Origin of the sequence: Pseudomonas fluorescens (assembly GCF_902497625.1) — a bacterium.
Lineage (GTDB): Bacteria > Pseudomonadota > Gammaproteobacteria > Pseudomonadales > Pseudomonadaceae > Aquipseudomonas > Aquipseudomonas fluorescens_BQ.
Genome location: NZ_CABVGX010000008.1, coordinates 87,895 through 104,594 on the forward strand (window position 1 = coordinate 87,895; position 16,700 = coordinate 104,594).

At 53.0% G+C, this 16,700-nt stretch carries 11 protein-coding genes and 1 pseudogene; 6 read left to right on the forward strand and 6 right to left on the reverse strand.

Annotation, left to right across the window (positions count from 1 at the left end):
• The first annotated feature begins 53 nt into the window (after nt 1-53).
• Nucleotides 54-377: a hypothetical protein gene (locus F8N12_RS07365; RefSeq protein ID WP_150579864.1), complete on the forward strand. Its 324-nt coding sequence runs from the start codon at nt 54-56 to the stop codon at nt 375-377.
• A 303-nt stretch (nt 378-680) separates the two neighbouring features.
• Here the strand turns inward: F8N12_RS07365 and F8N12_RS07370 are convergent, their stop codons facing one another.
• Nucleotides 681-1,247, reverse strand: a complete 567-nt coding sequence (locus F8N12_RS07370) for a recombinase family protein (RefSeq protein ID WP_150579865.1) — start codon at nt 1,245-1,247, stop codon at nt 681-683.
• A gap of 331 nt (nt 1,248-1,578) precedes the next feature.
• Between F8N12_RS07370 and F8N12_RS07375 the strand changes: the two genes are divergently transcribed.
• Together F8N12_RS07375 and F8N12_RS07380 are read left to right on the forward strand one after the other, a co-directional pair.
• Nucleotides 1,579-2,496, forward strand: coding sequence for an FRG domain-containing protein (locus tag F8N12_RS07375; protein WP_150579866.1), 918 nt, complete (start codon nt 1,579-1,581; stop codon nt 2,494-2,496).
• A 54-nt stretch (nt 2,497-2,550) separates the two neighbouring features.
• On the forward strand, nt 2,551-3,381 hold the full coding sequence (locus F8N12_RS07380) for a hypothetical protein (RefSeq protein ID WP_150579867.1): 831 nt from the start codon (nt 2,551-2,553) through the stop codon (nt 3,379-3,381).
• A gap of 385 nt (nt 3,382-3,766) precedes the next feature.
• Here the strand turns inward: F8N12_RS07380 and F8N12_RS07385 are convergent, their stop codons facing one another.
• The 5 genes from F8N12_RS07385 to F8N12_RS07405 form a co-directional block, all read right to left on the reverse strand.
• A complete protein-coding gene (locus F8N12_RS07385) occupies nt 3,767-4,255 on the reverse strand; it encodes a hypothetical protein (protein WP_150579868.1) in 489 nt (162 codons plus the stop codon).
• Nucleotides 4,248-4,484: a hypothetical protein gene (locus F8N12_RS07390; RefSeq protein WP_150579869.1), complete on the reverse strand. Its 237-nt coding sequence runs from the start codon at nt 4,482-4,484 to the stop codon at nt 4,248-4,250. Before F8N12_RS07390 ends, F8N12_RS07385 begins: the two co-directional genes overlap by 8 nt.
• 215 nt (nt 4,485-4,699) lie before the next feature.
• The gene (locus tag F8N12_RS07395; protein WP_150579870.1) at nt 4,700-6,115 is read right to left on the reverse strand and encodes a hypothetical protein; all 1,416 of its coding nucleotides are present in this window, start codon (nt 6,113-6,115) and stop codon (nt 4,700-4,702) included.
• A gap of 853 nt (nt 6,116-6,968) precedes the next feature.
• A complete protein-coding gene (locus F8N12_RS07400) occupies nt 6,969-8,069 on the reverse strand; it encodes a tyrosine-type recombinase/integrase (RefSeq protein ID WP_150579871.1) in 1,101 nt (366 codons plus the stop codon).
• Nucleotides 8,070-8,170: 101 nt separating this feature from the next.
• A complete protein-coding gene (locus tag F8N12_RS07405) occupies nt 8,171-8,485 on the reverse strand; it encodes a DUF6538 domain-containing protein (RefSeq protein ID WP_150579872.1) in 315 nt (104 codons plus the stop codon).
• Nucleotides 8,486-9,001: 516 nt separating this feature from the next.
• Between F8N12_RS07405 and F8N12_RS07410 the strand changes: the two are divergent.
• The 3 genes and pseudogenes from F8N12_RS07410 to F8N12_RS07420 all read left to right on the forward strand — a co-directional run.
• Nucleotides 9,002-9,332 (forward strand): annotated as a pseudogene (locus F8N12_RS07410) (methyl-accepting chemotaxis protein); the annotation flags it as partial.
• 90 nt (nt 9,333-9,422) lie between these two features.
• On the forward strand, nt 9,423-15,146 hold the full coding sequence (locus F8N12_RS07415) for a membrane-targeted effector domain-containing toxin (RefSeq protein WP_150579873.1): 5,724 nt from the start codon (nt 9,423-9,425) through the stop codon (nt 15,144-15,146).
• A 600-nt stretch (nt 15,147-15,746) separates the two neighbouring features.
• Nucleotides 15,747-16,673, forward strand: coding sequence for a LysR substrate-binding domain-containing protein (locus F8N12_RS07420; protein ID WP_150579874.1), 927 nt, complete (start codon nt 15,747-15,749; stop codon nt 16,671-16,673).
• The last annotated feature ends 27 nt before the right edge of the window (nt 16,674-16,700 follow it).

Sequence of the window (16,700 nt, forward strand, 5' to 3'; positions counted from 1 at the left end):
TATCGAGTGTCTATGCGGCACTGCACTGTTAAACCAAGCTAAGGAGAAGCCGGGTGGTAGACACAAATGAAGTTTCGGTGAGCATGTCCTACGTTTACTACAAGGGTGAGGAAGGGCCAGTAGACGGGAAGGTGGATATTTTGCAAAGGATGCAGTTCGACCCTCAGTACGTGCAGGGTGTGGTGGCGAAGGAGATTGCAAAGATGCTCAAGGAGCACGGCAAATTTGTGTGGCGTAATGGGCAGCCTATCGTCGGCGGAACCGATAAAGTCGATAAGTCTACTAGTGTAGATATTGTTGTCGATGGATCATTCGAAACATTTACACTTCAAGCCTTTGACGCTGGCACGCCAAATCCCCATCTCAAAAATATGTGAAGGTTGGGGTAATGGATTGTTTCAGCAGGCGTTGACCGCGTCAGCCGCATCAGCCCAATTCTACCTAATTTAGAATCTCGATTTCGAGGTGTAGCAGTATTTTGATGGTGCTGGAATCCGTGGATATTGATCGCTGCGGTTCGACACGCCAGACTTCCCAAAATACCGTACCGTCCGATCTTCTAGGAATCCACTGATCAGCGTGCGCAGGATTGCGTACAGGACGTGTCGGCTGAACACGACACTCTCAGCACGCCCGAAGCCTTGACGTTGCTTCCATAGGATTGCAGGAGATTTGCAGGCTTAGATATTCCAGTGGCGTTTGATAGTAGCGAGGCTAATTTGTAGCGCGGCGGCCGCCTGACTCTGTGACAGACCATCAGCCTTAACCTTCTGTACTTTCGCTGTGGTGCCGATAGCGGCTGGTCGACCTAGTGTTTTACCCTGTGATTTGGCACGTGCTATGCCTGCGTGGGTACGCTCTACAAGTAGGTCACGTTCAAACTCTGCGACTGCTGCCAATACTTGCATGGTCATCTTACCCGCCGCACTGGTGAGGTCTACACCACCAAGTGCAAGACAGTGAACACGGATACCAGATGCTTCCAATTTATCTACCGTAGCGCGTACATCCATGGCGTTGCGGCCGAGACGATCCAGTTTAGTAACGATCAAACAGTCACCGGTTTCCATACGCTCTAATAGTTTGATGAAGCCTTTACGTTCCGCTGCCAAGGTACTACCGCTCACAGTCTCTGCAATTACACGCTGAGCCTCTACGGTAAAGCCTGCTGTTTGAACTTCCAGCACTTGGTTAGCTGTGGTCTGGTCTGTAGTGCTTACTCGTGCGTAGAGAAATGTGCGGCTCATGCTGTGTGTCCTTACCCGCTTACCATGACAAGGTGTCACTGGTGTCTTTTAGTGTGGTGTCATTATCATCTGGTATCATTAAGTGGTCAAGCTTATTTTATGACACCAGTTTTAGTTGTCTTAGGCTGGTAGCTTTATATGGACGATTCATGACACCGCCTGATATCAGACGCTACCTCATCGGCAGGCGTCTGGAAGGTAGTTCGACGTGACTAGCTGGCGTAATGCGCAGCTGCTGTGACGACGTAGATGCCCTGTAGTGGCATTCAGCAGGTGTAGTGGCATCTCGCTGGTACACTGGGAATATCTACTGGATGAGGAATGGAAAGCGATGGGTAGTCCGAGCGTAATACCTTTCACTACGGCACTTGAGTTGCTGGATTACGTGTCCCCGCTGAACCCTATCTGGCGTAAGAGCGGGTACATCTTTAGAGGTCAGCCGAGTGACGGATACCCACTTACACCTTCAGTCTGCCGACGTGGTGCAGGTTCTTTTGCTCATGGCTCCCCAAGAAGAGTATTTGACGAAACAACTTCAGGCCAGGTTTTATTCGAGTATGAAGTTCTCAGAAGATTCTTGCTCGGCTGTGACCGGGCAGGGTTAACATTACCCAGCTACAATACGGAGGTTAAGAGGTTATTGTCAGATTCATACTACTACGACAACTACTTGGAGACTGACAAACCTTGGCCGCCTGCGTTGCTGCATGAAATCATGGCCGTCGCTCAGCACTATGATGTACCAACGCGGCTTCTGGACTGGACAGAGCGGAGCTTTGTTGCCTGCTATTTTGCAGCGTCTTCAGCAAACTTCGAGCTTGAGAGAGGAGATGCAAAGCTAGCGGTTTGGGCGTTAGATACGACTCATTCGGCTGAGTGGAAAACGGTCCAAGTAATTAAGACTCCGGGTGGCACCAGTAAAAACCAAGCGGCTCAGTCTGGACTGTTCACTACACACAACATCACCACCTACGACATTCGGGATGTGTATAAAGTGGAGGCGCTGGAAGACGTGGAGGAGATTTACGCACAACCCACGCAGGCACTCATAAAAATGACATTACCAATCAGTGAAGCTCCGGAGTTGTTGGACCTTTGCTCTAAGCTTGGGGTTGACGGCTCTACGCTTTTTCCCGGCTATCAAGGCGTGGCGAAAACAGTGAAGGATTGGGTGAATATCGAAACTGGAGTAAGACTGTCTGAATCAGCGTTCGATGAATATCAGGAAAGTTACAACAATCCAGATTAATCATTCTGGGCGGCGGCCATGCTTGAAGTACCATGGATATCAAGGAGTGATGTAATGATCTCAGAAATTGTTCAACTTATTAAAATTGTTCCAGATGTGATCTGGTCTGCGATTCTCGCATCAGTCATAACTTTATTTGGGGTTATGCTTTCGAATAGAGGCAATACTGCCCGTCTCAAATTGCAACTTGATCATGACGCAACCGAGAAAGCTAAAGAGAAAATCAGCGATCTTAGGCGTGACGTATATTTGAAAGTAAGTGAAGATATTGAAAACACGAATCTCAGTCTGAGTGAAATGGCCAATCGTGACTTTACCGACTTAAACTTCACAAAAGAACTTCAACTGATTAGCGGGTCTATCGCAAGGTTAAGGTTAGTAGCCGAACCTAAAACCTCCATATTAGCCGGAAATCTAGGAGTTGAATTTGGATCATTGTTTCTAAAGCTACTGCCTCAGCTTGCGGTCATACAGGACGCGAGAACCGACATAGGGATCAACCAGTCACTGCATGAAAGTTCGTCTGGTGATGTGTCACGAGTTGTTCAAGAGATGAACAGATTAAAAGAAGAAGGTCGGCAGGATCGGATGGTATTTCAGAATCTTCAAGGATCATATGAGTTTCACTCTAATCAGACTCAGCAGTACGCAGATGCAGTGGCGCTTGCTTATGAGCGTCTGAACGCCGCACTACGCGAATATAGCATGAAGCTTTTCCCTGAAATGAAAGAGCTATCTAAGCTTCAACTGAAAGTTATGGTCGCTATACGGGCTGACCTTGGCATTGCATGTGATGTGGCAAACCTTCAGCGTCAGCTAGAGCGCCAATGGGCTGTAATGGAAGCAGGGTATGGTGATGCTATGAAGAATCTGAAGGTTGGATAATCCTGTTGTCTTTTGGTGCCGATTATCGGGCGAGTGATCAACTGCGGTAGAGTTTTATTGTTTTATCGTTAATTACAATCAAAATGCTTAGTTATGTGCACGAATGGAGGAGAATGCGAAGCGTGTGTTTAACAGGGAATCCACCGACCCCAGGTATAATCATACTTTCAGAGGTGTTGGTCACTTTATTGGTGGTTATGGCTGCCTGTATCCGTACCTGTATAGCAACCTGCTATCACCCTGTTTACTGGTTGGCATATTACAGATGTGAAAAAGCCCCTGAACGCTGGTAGGCACTCAGAGGCTCGTAACGTTGCTGGTTTTATGACTAACATTGTAAACTCTCTCAGAACCAATTGTAGAGTCTTACAGGTGTTATTATTGGTTACGCTGGTATAACAAGCTCACCAAATGCATCGTTAACTTCTTTCTCAATTTCCTTCAGAAGTTTTGCTCTCTTTTCTTCTTCCTTTTTCCGCTCTTTCAATTCAGCAGTCTGAAGTAATTGTGCAGTGAGCTTCACTCGGTAATCTTCTCGCTCAAGTTCCAAGTCGGCGATGTAATCTAATTTCATTTTGGCATCAAGTGCCTCAAGGTCAGCTTGTTGGATTGCATCTGGTTTACGCATGTATGCTTGATAAGACATTGGGTCAGTTGTCACAGGGTAGTTATTGCTCAGATCATACCCTTGACCAGCGAGTTTGATTACATTGGTAAGAAACTCAAATGCAATCGTACCTCTTGCGACGGCGTGGCTTTCAGATGTTAAATGGTACTGGTTATGTCGTGCTGCTTGGCGCTGCTTTAATACTGCCTCATCAAATTTCGGTGCAGTACCTTGGATGGTGATGCGTTCATTTGTCTTGTTATTCATTGTGGGGTTCCTTTTTCTGTTTGATGTGGTTAATCATCAACTTAGTGATTGTGGCTTGATATTGTTCATCGCGATCTAGTTGAGTTGTGGTGATTGGCTTAGTGGTTGCAGCTTTGGTGGCAACTTCACCGCCAACCTGTCGTACAGTTACTTGCTGCTTCGCACTCCTATCTTTAACTCTAGCGACTGCAACTGCATATGACCGCCTGAATGACTCTACGCTATTCATTGCAATTCATCCTTATGGTTAATCAATGTTCGATCTACATCGTATGTAGTCAATTCTTTCATCTTGTTCATCTGGTTTCCTTTCTTGAGTTTGTTTGTATAAATGTGGGGCTCTGTCTCAGTTTGACAGAGAATGACAAGCTTTATGTAGCTACAAGCCTTGTAGAATCACGCTTTCAGGCACATGCCCAATCATCGGTAAGTACTACCTCCGTGTTAGAACTCGCAGACGTTCGACAGGTATGCAGGCAGAGGCTTAGGTGGCACGAATACTGGTTCTTTGAATGTTACAAGGTTAGGGTTAGCTATGTAATCATCTTCAATCTCATAATGGATCGTTGAGTAATCGTGTAAGCCCTCACATAGTTCCATCTGAAAGCCGGCGAATATTGATTCTTCGTATGCAGCTTCTTCGGCTTTTGCAATCTCTTCAGCCAACATGTATTTATCTACCATGCCTAGTGAAATGATTGCATTTTTGATCACAGGCACTTGTCCAACAAACTGAGTGTAACCATCTGCGTAGTGGTTCTGAATGGCATTGCTAGAGTGACTGTAATCCGGCGTGAGCGACGTGACGTTCAAATACCTACTCATGGTTCTACGTATCATCTTACGGTCAACCGGAGCGCCCTGAAGCGCTTGAAACGTCTGGAATCCTATGAGGTCACGGAACGTCGATGCGCTCATATCTTCACGCAGCGCTAATGGGTTCCATGAAATACCGTATGGATTTGCCAGTACGCTAGATAATCCATGTTGATCTGGTTGACGACCAAGGAAAGCAATTGCAACTTGCAACACTGGAATCATGAACGCGATGTCTGACTGATGTTGACCAGTTGGTAGCTGTACAGACAATCGCTGACATTCTTCGAGCATGACAATGAATGATCGTTTGGTTGTATACTCAATCGTAAAAGCTTCTTTATCTTGTACCCTTGCCCTAATCGCACGAAGCTCATACATCGACATACTTTCAAGTTTGCTCAGTGACAGTGTGTTGTCTGGATCATTCTGGAATACCCACTTTGCAACACAGTATCGCTGACTCTTTGTGATCGGGTTTTCTTTGGCGTAGTCGATTAACACTTTGCCAAGATATTCAGTGACCTTATCCAACACAATACGATCACTGGTTTCCTTGGATACTTTCCATTTGGAGTTAAGTTTCTTCTTTGGAATGCATAACCCACGATCTTTGTAGCTCTTGTTGCTGTGCTTTAGGTTGTGAAATGCAGTGCCAACAAATAGATTCTGGTGATTCAATAAACCAACACTGTCTTTTCCAACTGCTGGGGAAATATGGCAAAGGTGGTATTGACTCTTCTTCGTCTCAGGATTGTAACCATACGTTTTGAAACGAGCTTTGTACACTGCGAGTAGCGCAACAATATCAACACCTTGAAGTATTTCAACTGTACCTGATCGTTTGCACTCTCTTGCGATCCACAACCATTCATCAGACTGGGATAGTTTTAAGGTTCGTTTCTGTGCCAGTGTCTGTCGTTTTTCTTTCTGTACTCTGCTGTAGGATGTAGACCGACAATCAGGACAGTACTTCGCATTGAACTGACTAGTATTGAATTCCGTAGTACACGTTTTACATTCTCTTACTCGATTGATTGCCATGTTTATCCTCTCTAATTGGGGATGTATGCTTGTTAGCATTCTTGATTAGCTTGTTATAGGTCGATGAGATCATCACCTGCATAACATGTGTAGGACTTGTGTAGCCCATTCTGTCCATGATTGAGGTGAGTTGTTCCACCGCTTCAGGGTTAAGTCTAATTTTCATTTTTAATGCTCCTATTTCTGGCTACAAGCCACGCTCTATAAGGCTTACAGGTCGATGCGCAAACATATGTAAGTACTACATAGCATTGCTATCAAACGCTGATAATGGTGGCGATATCAGAACCGATTGAACGGCTGATGATGTAGCTTGCAACTGTTACACCGTGCTTGTCAGCAGCAGTCCTAATAGCTTCAAAGTGCTTTACACTAAAGGCAAGCTTTACAGGTACAACCACTTCTTTGTTTGCACGCCACTGGCGACCCCTGCACGTACTGCCGCAAGTCACGGCGTGCGATCTGTATCCAGCTAAAGGCTTGTTACAGGACAGACAATGTTTTACTACAGGCATAAGTTATCGCTCCATTTAGAGTTGGTTACAAAGAGTTGATGAATGTGTTGTGCATCGGATAACAAAAAGCCACAACCTGTGAAGATTGTGGCTCTAAAGTTTGGCGGAGAAGGTTACTAACACGTTACTGACGCTTAGAAGGAAGGCTAAGGTCAGTAGAGGAACGCAGAACATTGAGGGTGCTGGTATGGGGTGGTTAGTTTCCCTCTCCTTATGTTGGCCATTATAGCAAACGATTCGCATTTCTGTCAAGACCATAGATCAACTATTTGCCACCACGTCAACCACTTTCGTCATTTATTTTCGTCGTCGTCAAAGTGGTCGTTAAGGCCAGCCAGTCAAGAGGTTTGAAGGTTGATGCCTGAAAAGTTAAATGACAGGTTGGAGAGGGCGGCAAGCTTTTGCCTAGGGCTTGCACCTTCGTCATAAACGTCAAATGTAACCAATCCAGTTTCGTGACCAACGATGTTTGCGACGGTAGGGCCGGGTACTCCACTGCGGAGTAAGAGGGTAACGACCATAGACCTCACGCTATGGAAGACGTGATGTTTGCCAAAGCCTTGTGCTGTTTTCAATCTACCAAATGCTTTACTGAGTGAGTCGGATCGAATCCCGTACTTATTACCGGCTGAGCTTGGTAGGAGGAATCCGTCTGCACTATCAGCAATCAGGCGTTCTACCGTGGCTGAGAGGGAAGGGTGAACAGGTATCTCCCTGATGCCAGCAACAGTCTTACTGTCGTCAATCTTCAAACTCAGAACGCCTTCGACTTTCACCACCGATTCCTTGCGCAGCTGGGCGAGTTCCTCGATACGGCAGCCGGTATGGGCACCCAACGTGATCAAGTCACACAACGTCTGGTTGTCGTCTGCTTTGGCGACTCCGTACAGGTGTTCAATCTGCTCTGGGGCAAACGCCTTGCGGGCTGCATCTGCTTTGGCTTTACCACGAACCTTGGGAAGTTCTTGTCCTTTGAACGGGTTGTCCAGTCCCAGGTGCAACTCTTGCCAACGCGCATCATTCTTTATTGCCCACCGCCAGAACGTTGAACCTGCTAGCAAGTATTGAGCTTTAGTCTTGCTCGAGAGGTTGAGCGTTTCCAGCCACGCGGCAATGGTCACACTGGTCAGCGACGAACCTTGATCACGGAGGTAATCAGACAGTTTGGTGAGCTTACTTTCCTGCTGGTCGATGGTCTTCGCGGCAATACCGTCTTTCACCCGGTAAGCTCGGAACTGTTCCAAACGGCGATCCGTAATAGGTGAAACTGGTTTGTAGCTTGTTGGGTTAAGGATCAACTCACGAGCTTCCTCCGACTCAAGCTGAGAAAGTTTGTATTTGTCTTTGGCGAGTAACACCATAAAGTCAGCAGTGAATTGAGAACCACCCAACACGGCATCGACAGTTGAGGAAGGTTCTCGTTTGAAAGCAGCCTTCATGACCTCTACATATTCGCTAGGGATTGGTTGCCCCGGTTGTTTACCGGACCATGGTAATTCTTGTGCAGGGACGTCCAACTGGTACGCACGAGAGAGAAAATCTAAACCTTTTGACGGTTCTTTATCGCATCTAGCAAACGTGCATTTATCTTCTGTTCCAGCGTCAAACCTCTGTCTGCCAGTTCGGGGCGCCACTGGTCACCCGCAGTGAGCTTTTGTTCCTTCGCTGCCGCAATCTGAGCTTTCCACTGGGCAAGGATTGGAAGTCGTCTATCCATAGCTTCAGCTTTGTTGCTGGTGCCCGTGGTCTTGATCAGCTTGGTGCGACCACCAAAGGCATGACGAACGCCGGCTGGTACTGCCATACGAACATACCAAGTGCTTTCGCCGGGTTTCTGTACAAGGTGAGTCGCCATGCTGATAGATCTCTATTTTGACCACTCAATTTGACCACTCTTGAGGCTGTAAGCCAAGAGATACCGTGTTCTGCGGGCTGTCGCTCTGAAATCTGAGATTCCCTATCTCTCCGCCATAAATATATAAGAAATCCCGCGAGTTAAACGCTCTGCGGGATTTTTTTTGCCCGCTGAACTGTCCGTCTACTATCAAATCGACTATCACACGATGTGCGCCATTCAATGGACGTTCATGCTTGTCCGTGGCTGCTGGACGGATCGTCTTTTAAGACGAGCGGCGCGCCATGCTAGCGACCTGGATTCTCTCGATCAGCCGGATCAAACAGCTTCTGTTTCGGTATGAAAATCCTGTCCGAGGGTATTTTCAGGTTGTTGGGATCTGCTCGACGATGTAACTAAAGAAAGCGATATGCAGTTGGAGGCATTTCAAGCCAAGGACGCTTTTGCGAGCCCAAGGTGAGGGCAATGACTGCAGAGCAACTTTACCAATTTGATCTCAATGGCTACGTGGTGGCGCCTGCCGCCATTGAAGCCGCCCGCGCAGGTGAACAGGGCGCGGGGGTTTGTCGTGGTGGCCGATGAAGTGCGCAGCTCGTCCGTCACCGGCTGGGCGCACGTTTGGCCGAGATCGCCGGCGCGGTGCAAATCCGACACCCTGGCGCAGATTGCCGCGGCGATGGCGGGGCAAGCCGCCACCGCCGATGAGGTCAGCGGCAATATCCAACAAGTGGATCAGGCGGCAGGGCGCTTGCTGGAGGGGCCCCGGGCGGTCAACCAGGCGGCCGATACCATGAGTAAAGGCAGCCAGGCGTTGAGTGGCAATACGGCAAGGTTTCGGTTGAGCTGAGGGGCAACCACGCGATAAATATCTACCGCGGCCACGCCTGGGTCTCTCTTCATACTGAAGGTTCATCCCATCAGCATGAGGACAGTGCCAATGAGCACGCCGAACACTCCGTCACCCCGACCGACGTTTCAGGAACTGCGCACGCACTTGCTGGAAGTCGACCCTGAGCTGCGCAGCAAAACCAGACTTCCCGTCCAGATGCCGGTCGAGTTGCTGGCGCTGGAAAAACTCAATACCACACTGATCGCCGCCAATGAACAATTGCTGAGCCAGTCGCGCAGCCTGTTCCAGGCCCTGGCTCAGGCAGACCTCACCCTCGACTCCGGCAAGGCGCTGCTCGCCAGTCTCAAGGCCACTTTGAACAGCGACCTGCAGCGCCTGGACGAAGCCAACCCGGTGGACGGTCTGGGCCGTAAGAGCTATTTCGCCCTGACGGCGGGCCTCACCGCGCTGGAACAGCAGGCTGCCGTTGATGTGCGTGATTACCTGCTGTCTCCCGCTGAACAACGCATGATTGAAGACTGCGCCCGAGGCCCGTCCTTCCGGCCGGGCATGTATTCGCTCAACTTCAGTTACCAGGACCAAACCGTGGAGTTTGCCGGGGCCTTCGTCCTCACGCGCAAATCCAGTCCTGTGGTGGACAATCTGGTGTCAGGGCAGGACCTCGGCCAGGTCCTGTTGTTTACCCCCAACCGAGGCTTGGAACCCTTTGATTCCCTGGCGGAACTCGACCTGGCGCTCAAGGCGATTCTGAAAGTGCCGGCAGGGCGTGACGAGATCTGCCGGCACTTGCCGGTGCAGTACCAGGCACTGGACGCCGCAGGTATCTGGCCCCTGCACCTGCTCCCGATTGAAGGCGAGCCGCTCTTTGAGCACACCTACACTGCATTGCTCGGCAAGCGCCGCCAGGACATCGACCGGGCCTTGAGCCTGGTCGACAACCCGACGCAGGATGCCGCGCTGCTCAAGTCTGCGCTGGAGGATGCAGTCAAAGCCGCGCTACCGGACTTGTCCTTGCGCCTGGCGTTCAGGCAACAACGGCTGCTGGAGCGCAGCCTGTACATCAGCCTGCCCGACTGGTATCGCAGTGCAGACGCGTCGGCCCAGGAAACCCTGAGTCGGTGCATCCGCGCTTACAACCAGGCCCGCAACACCCTGGTCGATTTACTCGGGCCTGTCGCTTCACCCCAGGCGCTGACCCAGTTCCAGTTGACCGAGTACCTCGACGAAGTGCTGGAGATGCATGACCTGGACCCCCAGCACCTGCAAGTCACCACCCGCCGTAAAGTCGCCAACGTCGGTACCTACGAGCAGCAGCGCAGCCTGGTGCAGTTGTGCTATTGGGGATTGCATGCAGGCGACGAGCTGCCTGGCTCGGATTTTCTGGCTAACACCACCCTTACCTATGCGGGGGCGGCACTGCAAGGTGAGCATGCCGACCTGAATGCGCAGGGCCTGCTCGACATGCTCTGCGAGCCTGACCTGCAACCGCGCCTTGAGTTTGCCTCGTTGCAAAAAGACATGCAGGGCCAGCCTGCAATCAAGCAGGCGGCCCGTGACCTGTTCGATCAGCGCCTGGTATTGCTGGCCTATGTCGCAAAATTGCGCGGCGACTTGGCCCAGGCGGATTACCAGCTGTTCGAAGACCTGCGCGCTGGTACCAACCCGCAACTGCGCGGGCAGACCGTGCTGCTGCATGGCGCGCAGCTCAAAGACCTGTGGCTGCTGCGCGAGGAGGACGGCGGCGGTCAAACCCGACGCCTGCTGTTGTGCACCCCCGGCTCGCCGCGCGAGCAGCAGTTCATCGCATTTGCCACCGACCGCGAATGCCAGACGCATATCATCGCCTGGGCCGATGACACAACCCGCTACAACAACCGGACCATGAGCGACTACCTGCTTGAGCAATGCCCGCTGCGTTATCGCCCGAAGATAGCCGCGTTCCTCGCCGGGCTGGGTTTCAAGCCCGGCGCGAAGGAACACGAAGAGGTGACCTTCGGGCCTTCGTGCGCCCTTACGGTGTGCCTGGACGCCATGGTGGTTCATTCGCAAAGCACGGCAATCGACGACTACGAATACAGCACCCCGTTGTGGTATCGCTCGGCCCCGGCGGCGGATCGGGCCCGGTTGACCCGCCTGGGCGAAGACGCCGCAGGCGCCTTGCGCGTCTATAACGCCTGGCCCGATTCGGAAGCGAACTTCATCAGCTTCAACGCCTACCTGCACGCACAAGCCAAACTCAGCCTGAACACCCTGCTGGGCCGACGCCAGAACGATATCGACCCGGACACCGTGTACGTTTCAGCCCCTTGGCCCCTGCTGGGTGGCATGCCGCGTCCCATGTCCTACACCAGACTCTACAGAGACGGCTACGAGGATAACGTGGGCTTCATCGACGCCAAGTTCTCCACCTCGGCCACCTTCAGCGGGCCGGACGGCGTCGACCTGGGCCGCCTTACCCCACAGAACGTGGCCCGCTCGGTCACCGGTGTGTGGATCGGCCAGCGCTACACCGATGAAGTTCGCGCCAAACTGCAAAGCGCGACCAGCCCGGGCTACACCGAACGGCGCAACGCCACGCTGGCGATCAACCAATTGCAGATGAAATATGCGGCGCTGGACTGCTGCCTGCGCGGCCATATCGCCCGTGTCGACCTGGCCTGGCTGGAGCGTGCTATCGACAGCCTTGGTGATACCGCGGTCGCGACTCGCAGCCTCTACAAGGTCCATCGGCTGCTGATCGACGGCGAATGGGTCATGGGCTGTTACCTGTTCAGCCATGGCGATAACACGGTTTTTCTGTACACCCCCGACGCTCCTGACGGCGTCGACATGCGTGAGGCGAAGCTGTTCAACTATTGGCTGAAAAAGGTCGACGGCGTGTCGGGCTATCTCCATAGCCGCGTGACGGTCAAGGGCAAGGCCCGCGTCGCGGCTTTCCTGGAAGCTGCCCGCAATGGCTTGCCGGAGGCAATAAACCGCACCACGCCAAGCCCCGCGCGCCATGACCCGATTGCCCGTGTCACGCCCTTGACCGACTTGCGGCATCAGTTCTACAACATGGTGCTGCAACGCAAGACAGATGACGTGGCCGCCACCACGGTTAATCGCACTCAAATGATCATGGAAATTTTGTGGACCTGTGTCGAGCTGGTCACCGCCATTGCCACCATTCCCTTTCCGGTCCTGAGCCTGAGCCTGGGTGGCTTGCTGGCGTTCAAGGATGCGATGCTCGCCATCCATGCCTTCCAGCAGGGCGACAAGGACGGCGCGCTGCAACACTTCATCGGTTACCTGGGCAACCTGGGGGGCGCCGTGTTGTTCGACCTTCGCCCAGCGTTCAAAGGCCCGTTCAACGCGATTTCCATCAGGCCGGCCCTTAAAGCGCAAAAACAGGCCGCGCTGCTCAAAGAGTTTGATCCGCGTATTCCTGTGGATATGAAACCCGTGCTATTCGACGCTAAGGCATTCTGGGTAAAGAACACTCCGGATTCGTTGGGGCGTTATTTGCTGTATCGCTATGACCCACTCACCGGACAGATGCGTTCAACCGCGCGTCTGGTCAATCACAGTGCCAAAGGCGGTTGGGTACGTTCTGGCGTTGCGGGAGGGGGGCGCAAGAAGTATCAGGTACCCCAGCAGGAGGTTGAACAGCCACTGGCGCTCTATGAGATTTCACCTGCGCAGGGCAGGGATTTCAGAGCGGCACTCGACCCTGATTTCACGCAAAGCCTCGCCGGTCATTGGGACGAAGCCATTGCGCAAAGCGCACGGGAAGGCGCCTATCTCGAGTTGACGCCGCTGCGCGACAGCTATCCCAATCAGGTGAAACAGCTGACCCAGGATGCCGAGGCGTTCTACACCTCGCCCCCAGCGCGCCCCACTCGCGAAGGTTTGCCGGTACTGGCGCAGGACGCCAGCCCCGCCGCCGTGCTTGCCACCCTGTTCCCACTCAAAAAGGGCCTGATCATTGGCGCGCCCAACAGCAGCGTCGCCAGTAAGCAGCTACTGATCGACAATATGCAGGCCTTGGCCCAGCAAGGGCTCAAGCGTGTGTACATCGAAAACCTGCCGGCCGATGTTTTTCGCAGCAAACTTAGAATTATCAACGGGGAAGTCAAGGGCAATATCGCTCACGCCTTGAGTCGCGTCGAAGACCACCTTACGCGGGTCGACAGAGCCTTGGGCTGGGGCACTGACGCCCCGTTCAGCTACCGCAAACTGTTGCAGGAAGCGCGCAAGCACAAGGTCGCGATCGACGGCGTGGATGCGTCGAGTTCCTATCACATGGAACACGTGTTGGAGCTGCGCGGCGGCGAACGGTTTATCCCGCGCAGCAGCAAACTCAGAAACTTCTATTCTCACAAGGCGCTGGCGGCAAAAAATGCCGATGAAGGCTGGATCGCCCTGGTTGATCACAACCGCATAGGCCGTTCTGACGAGTTGCCAGGCCTGACCGATCTGCAGAATGTCATTGCCCTGCGCGTGGATGACGTTGCGCCGGGCCAAACTGTCGGTGTCGAGTTCGATACGTCTTCCGCCGCGCTGTCCCGAGGCGATTACAAGCTGACAATGGCCCCGGCCGCACAAACGCTGCCCACTGCCGGCCCTTCAAAGACGGTACAGGTACCCGCTGCAGCGTCCCATTACAGTGCGTTCGATCTGCCTGCGGTCTATAAAAGCAACCTGGAAGGATTGAGCCAGTGGCGTCACCCCTTCGATCCCATCTACGCGCCACGAACCGGAAGCCCGGATAAAGATGCGTTCGAGGCTTTCATAGGTACCCGTGACCGCTTGGAGAAAACCGCCAACGAAGCTTTTGCCGATTACATCCCCCCGGCGCGTGCCGACTTCTCCGACCTCGCCACGGCGGCCAGTGAAGAGGTGTTTATCGAGAAACTCTACAAACAGAAGTTGGGACTGATTATCGGCGAGGTCCATGGTCACAGCTCAAGCAAACAGTTCCTGATCAAGCACATGAAGTTATTCAAGGCACAGGGCGTCAAGACGCTGTACGTGGAACACCTGCTCACGGATCTGCATCAGGCGCAACTGGAGGCCTTTTTCAGTACGCAGAAAATGCCGGAAAGCCTGAAACTCTATTTGAAGACACAGGATATCGGGCATATGTACGGGTACGGGGGCGAGCACACTTACACCAACGTGGTCAAAGCCGCGAACAAGTATGGGATACGGGTCAGGGCACTGGATTGCGTTTCCAGTTACAACGTCAAAGGCCTGAAAGGAACGGACCCCCGTGCAACCCTGTTCAGTTATTTCGCCAATGAGGTGATCAAGGCGGATCAGGCAGTATTGGGGCCGCATAAATGGGTGGCATTCATGGGCTCCGCCCACTCCAATATGTTCCAGGGTGTGCCGGGTATCGTGCAATTGCAGGATGCGGTCAGCTTGACGGTGCGCGACGTCGCTCCCGGCAGCGCACGCGCGCTGCACCCGGGCGGCTGGGAAATCTTCGAAGAGGGCATCGGGGCCCGTGGCACCCGGGCCGTGCGCAGTGATTTCAAGCTGGAGGTCGGCATTGCCGGTATCCCGTCTCCTCAAGCCGTAACTCTGCCGGACCGCGGGCGGCTCGGGGCTATCGGTAGTTTCCATTTCGAGCGGCCTTCAGGGACCGAGGTCAATCTGGTCCACCGCTCCAATAGTGGTGAACTTATTACCACGCCAATTCAAATTGACGACAAGGGGCTGTTTTTCATTGAGCGTTGGCCGCAAATGAGGGGCAAAAGCTACCCAACGTTGCAAGGGTTGGGCCGCGCACTCCAGCTGGAAGTGCATTTGACCTTCGTCTTATAACTGCTTCCTTCGTCTGGGGCCCGGCTCTCTGCAGTGTAGGGGGCCAGGCTTTTGGTGGAATACCACCTTCGGTTGAGCAGAGTGGGTAGTCGTCGTCTCTCTGGCCCAGTCCCTGAAAGTGGAGCGAAAGCCGTGCGCGGTGAGACCTGGGCGCTCTAGCCGCCGCAGCAGTTGAAGCAAGGCCATGTTGGAGAGGTGAGTACCGGGTTTGTTTCCGGGGAAAAGGTAGTCTGACTCGTTCGATGCATCTTCGATCAAAGGGCGGAGCAGCCTCATGGTCTGCGGGCAGAGTGGAATGCGGTGCTCTTTCGCAACCGTGGCAGGTACCCCTGTTATCAAAGTGGCCGGCGATGCAACGCTGGCCAGCGGTTCGACTGTCGTGATCAACGCAAAGGGTGCGGACTTCGCCAAGGGCGGCGCCACTTATGCCTTGATCAGCGCTCAGAACCTGAACATCGCAGCGGACGTCGCCATCGAGAGCAGCTCGAACACCGCAGCTTTTCACACCCCAAGTCTCCAGCCTCTAGTGTTTATGTCTGATAGACGCCGCTCGCCCCACATACCTAAACTGTCAGCAGTTCTAGGCATTGGAATCAACGGATGAATCGCAACGAGCTTCGCAAGGCCGACATCAATTTGATGGTGGTGTTTGAAACACTCATGCATGAACGCAATGTCACGCGGGTGGCGGAAAAATTGTTTCTCGGTCAGCCAACCATCAGCTCGGCGTTGAACCGCTTGCGCACGATGTTCAACGACCCGCTGTTCATTCGCGTCGGCCACCGGATGGAGCCGACGGCCAGGGCCGAGGAGTTGATTCAGTACTTGTCGCCGGCGCTGGACTCGTTGTCGATTGCCTTGAGCCTGACCCATGATTTCGACCCCGCCAGCAGCACCATGACGTTTCGTATCGGGCTGTCGGACGATGTTGAATTCGGACTGCTGCCGCCATTGCTGAGAGCGCTGCGTCAGGAGGCACCCAAGGTGGTGTTCGTTGTGCAGCATGTCGATTACTGGCGGATTCCGGATTTGCTCGCCTCAGGTGACATCACCGTAGGGATCAGCCAGACGCGCGGTTTGCCGGCCAATGCCAAGCGCAAATTGCTACGGCATATCCTGCCCAGTGTGTTGCGTGCCGATGCCTCCGATACACCGCTGACGCTCGATGAATATTGCTCACGCCCGCACGTGCTGGTTTCGCACACTGCCAATGTCAGCGGCTACGCCGATGAATGGCTGGCGGAAATCGGCCGGACGCGCCAGGTGGTGTTATCGGTGCCGCAATACAGCGCGTTGCCTGCCTTGCTCGCCGGTACTGATCTGATTGCGAGTCTGCCGGATTACACTGCCGCGGCCATGGCCGCATCCGGCCTGCTGTTCAAGGAGCCGTTCCCGTTCAAGACACCGACGCTGGACCTGTCCATGGTCTGGCTCAGCCACGTCGATACCGATCCCGCTGAACGCTGGCTGCGCTCGCGCCTTGAAGGTTTCATGAGTGAGCGTGCGGTCTTGCCGTTGCCCGAGTGATCGCAGCCACGCTGTGTTATATCTACG

Excerpts from the sequence above, each read along its gene's own strand:
- F8N12_RS07370 (WP_150579865.1), bottom strand. The coding sequence starts at position 1,247 with ATGAGCCGCACATTTCTCTACGCACGAGTAAGCACTACAGACCAGACC.
- F8N12_RS07375 (WP_150579866.1), top strand. The coding sequence starts at position 1,579 with ATGGGTAGTCCGAGCGTAATACCTTTCACTACGGCACTTGAGTTGCTG.
- F8N12_RS07385 (WP_150579868.1), bottom strand. The coding sequence starts at position 4,255 with ATGAATAACAAGACAAATGAACGCATCACCATCCAAGGTACTGCACCG.
- F8N12_RS07420 (WP_150579874.1), top strand. The coding sequence starts at position 15,747 with ATGAATCGCAACGAGCTTCGCAAGGCCGACATCAATTTGATGGTGGTG.
- F8N12_RS07380 (WP_150579867.1), top strand. The coding sequence starts at position 2,551 with ATGATCTCAGAAATTGTTCAACTTATTAAAATTGTTCCAGATGTGATC.
- F8N12_RS07415 (WP_150579873.1), top strand. The coding sequence starts at position 9,423 with ATGAGCACGCCGAACACTCCGTCACCCCGACCGACGTTTCAGGAACTG.
- F8N12_RS07395 (WP_150579870.1), bottom strand. The coding sequence starts at position 6,115 with ATGGCAATCAATCGAGTAAGAGAATGTAAAACGTGTACTACGGAATTC.
- F8N12_RS07390 (WP_150579869.1), bottom strand. The coding sequence starts at position 4,484 with ATGAATAGCGTAGAGTCATTCAGGCGGTCATATGCAGTTGCAGTCGCT.
- F8N12_RS07400 (WP_150579871.1), bottom strand. The coding sequence starts at position 8,069 with ATGAAGGCTGCTTTCAAACGAGAACCTTCCTCAACTGTCGATGCCGTG.
- F8N12_RS07405 (WP_150579872.1), bottom strand. The coding sequence starts at position 8,485 with ATGGCGACTCACCTTGTACAGAAACCCGGCGAAAGCACTTGGTATGTT.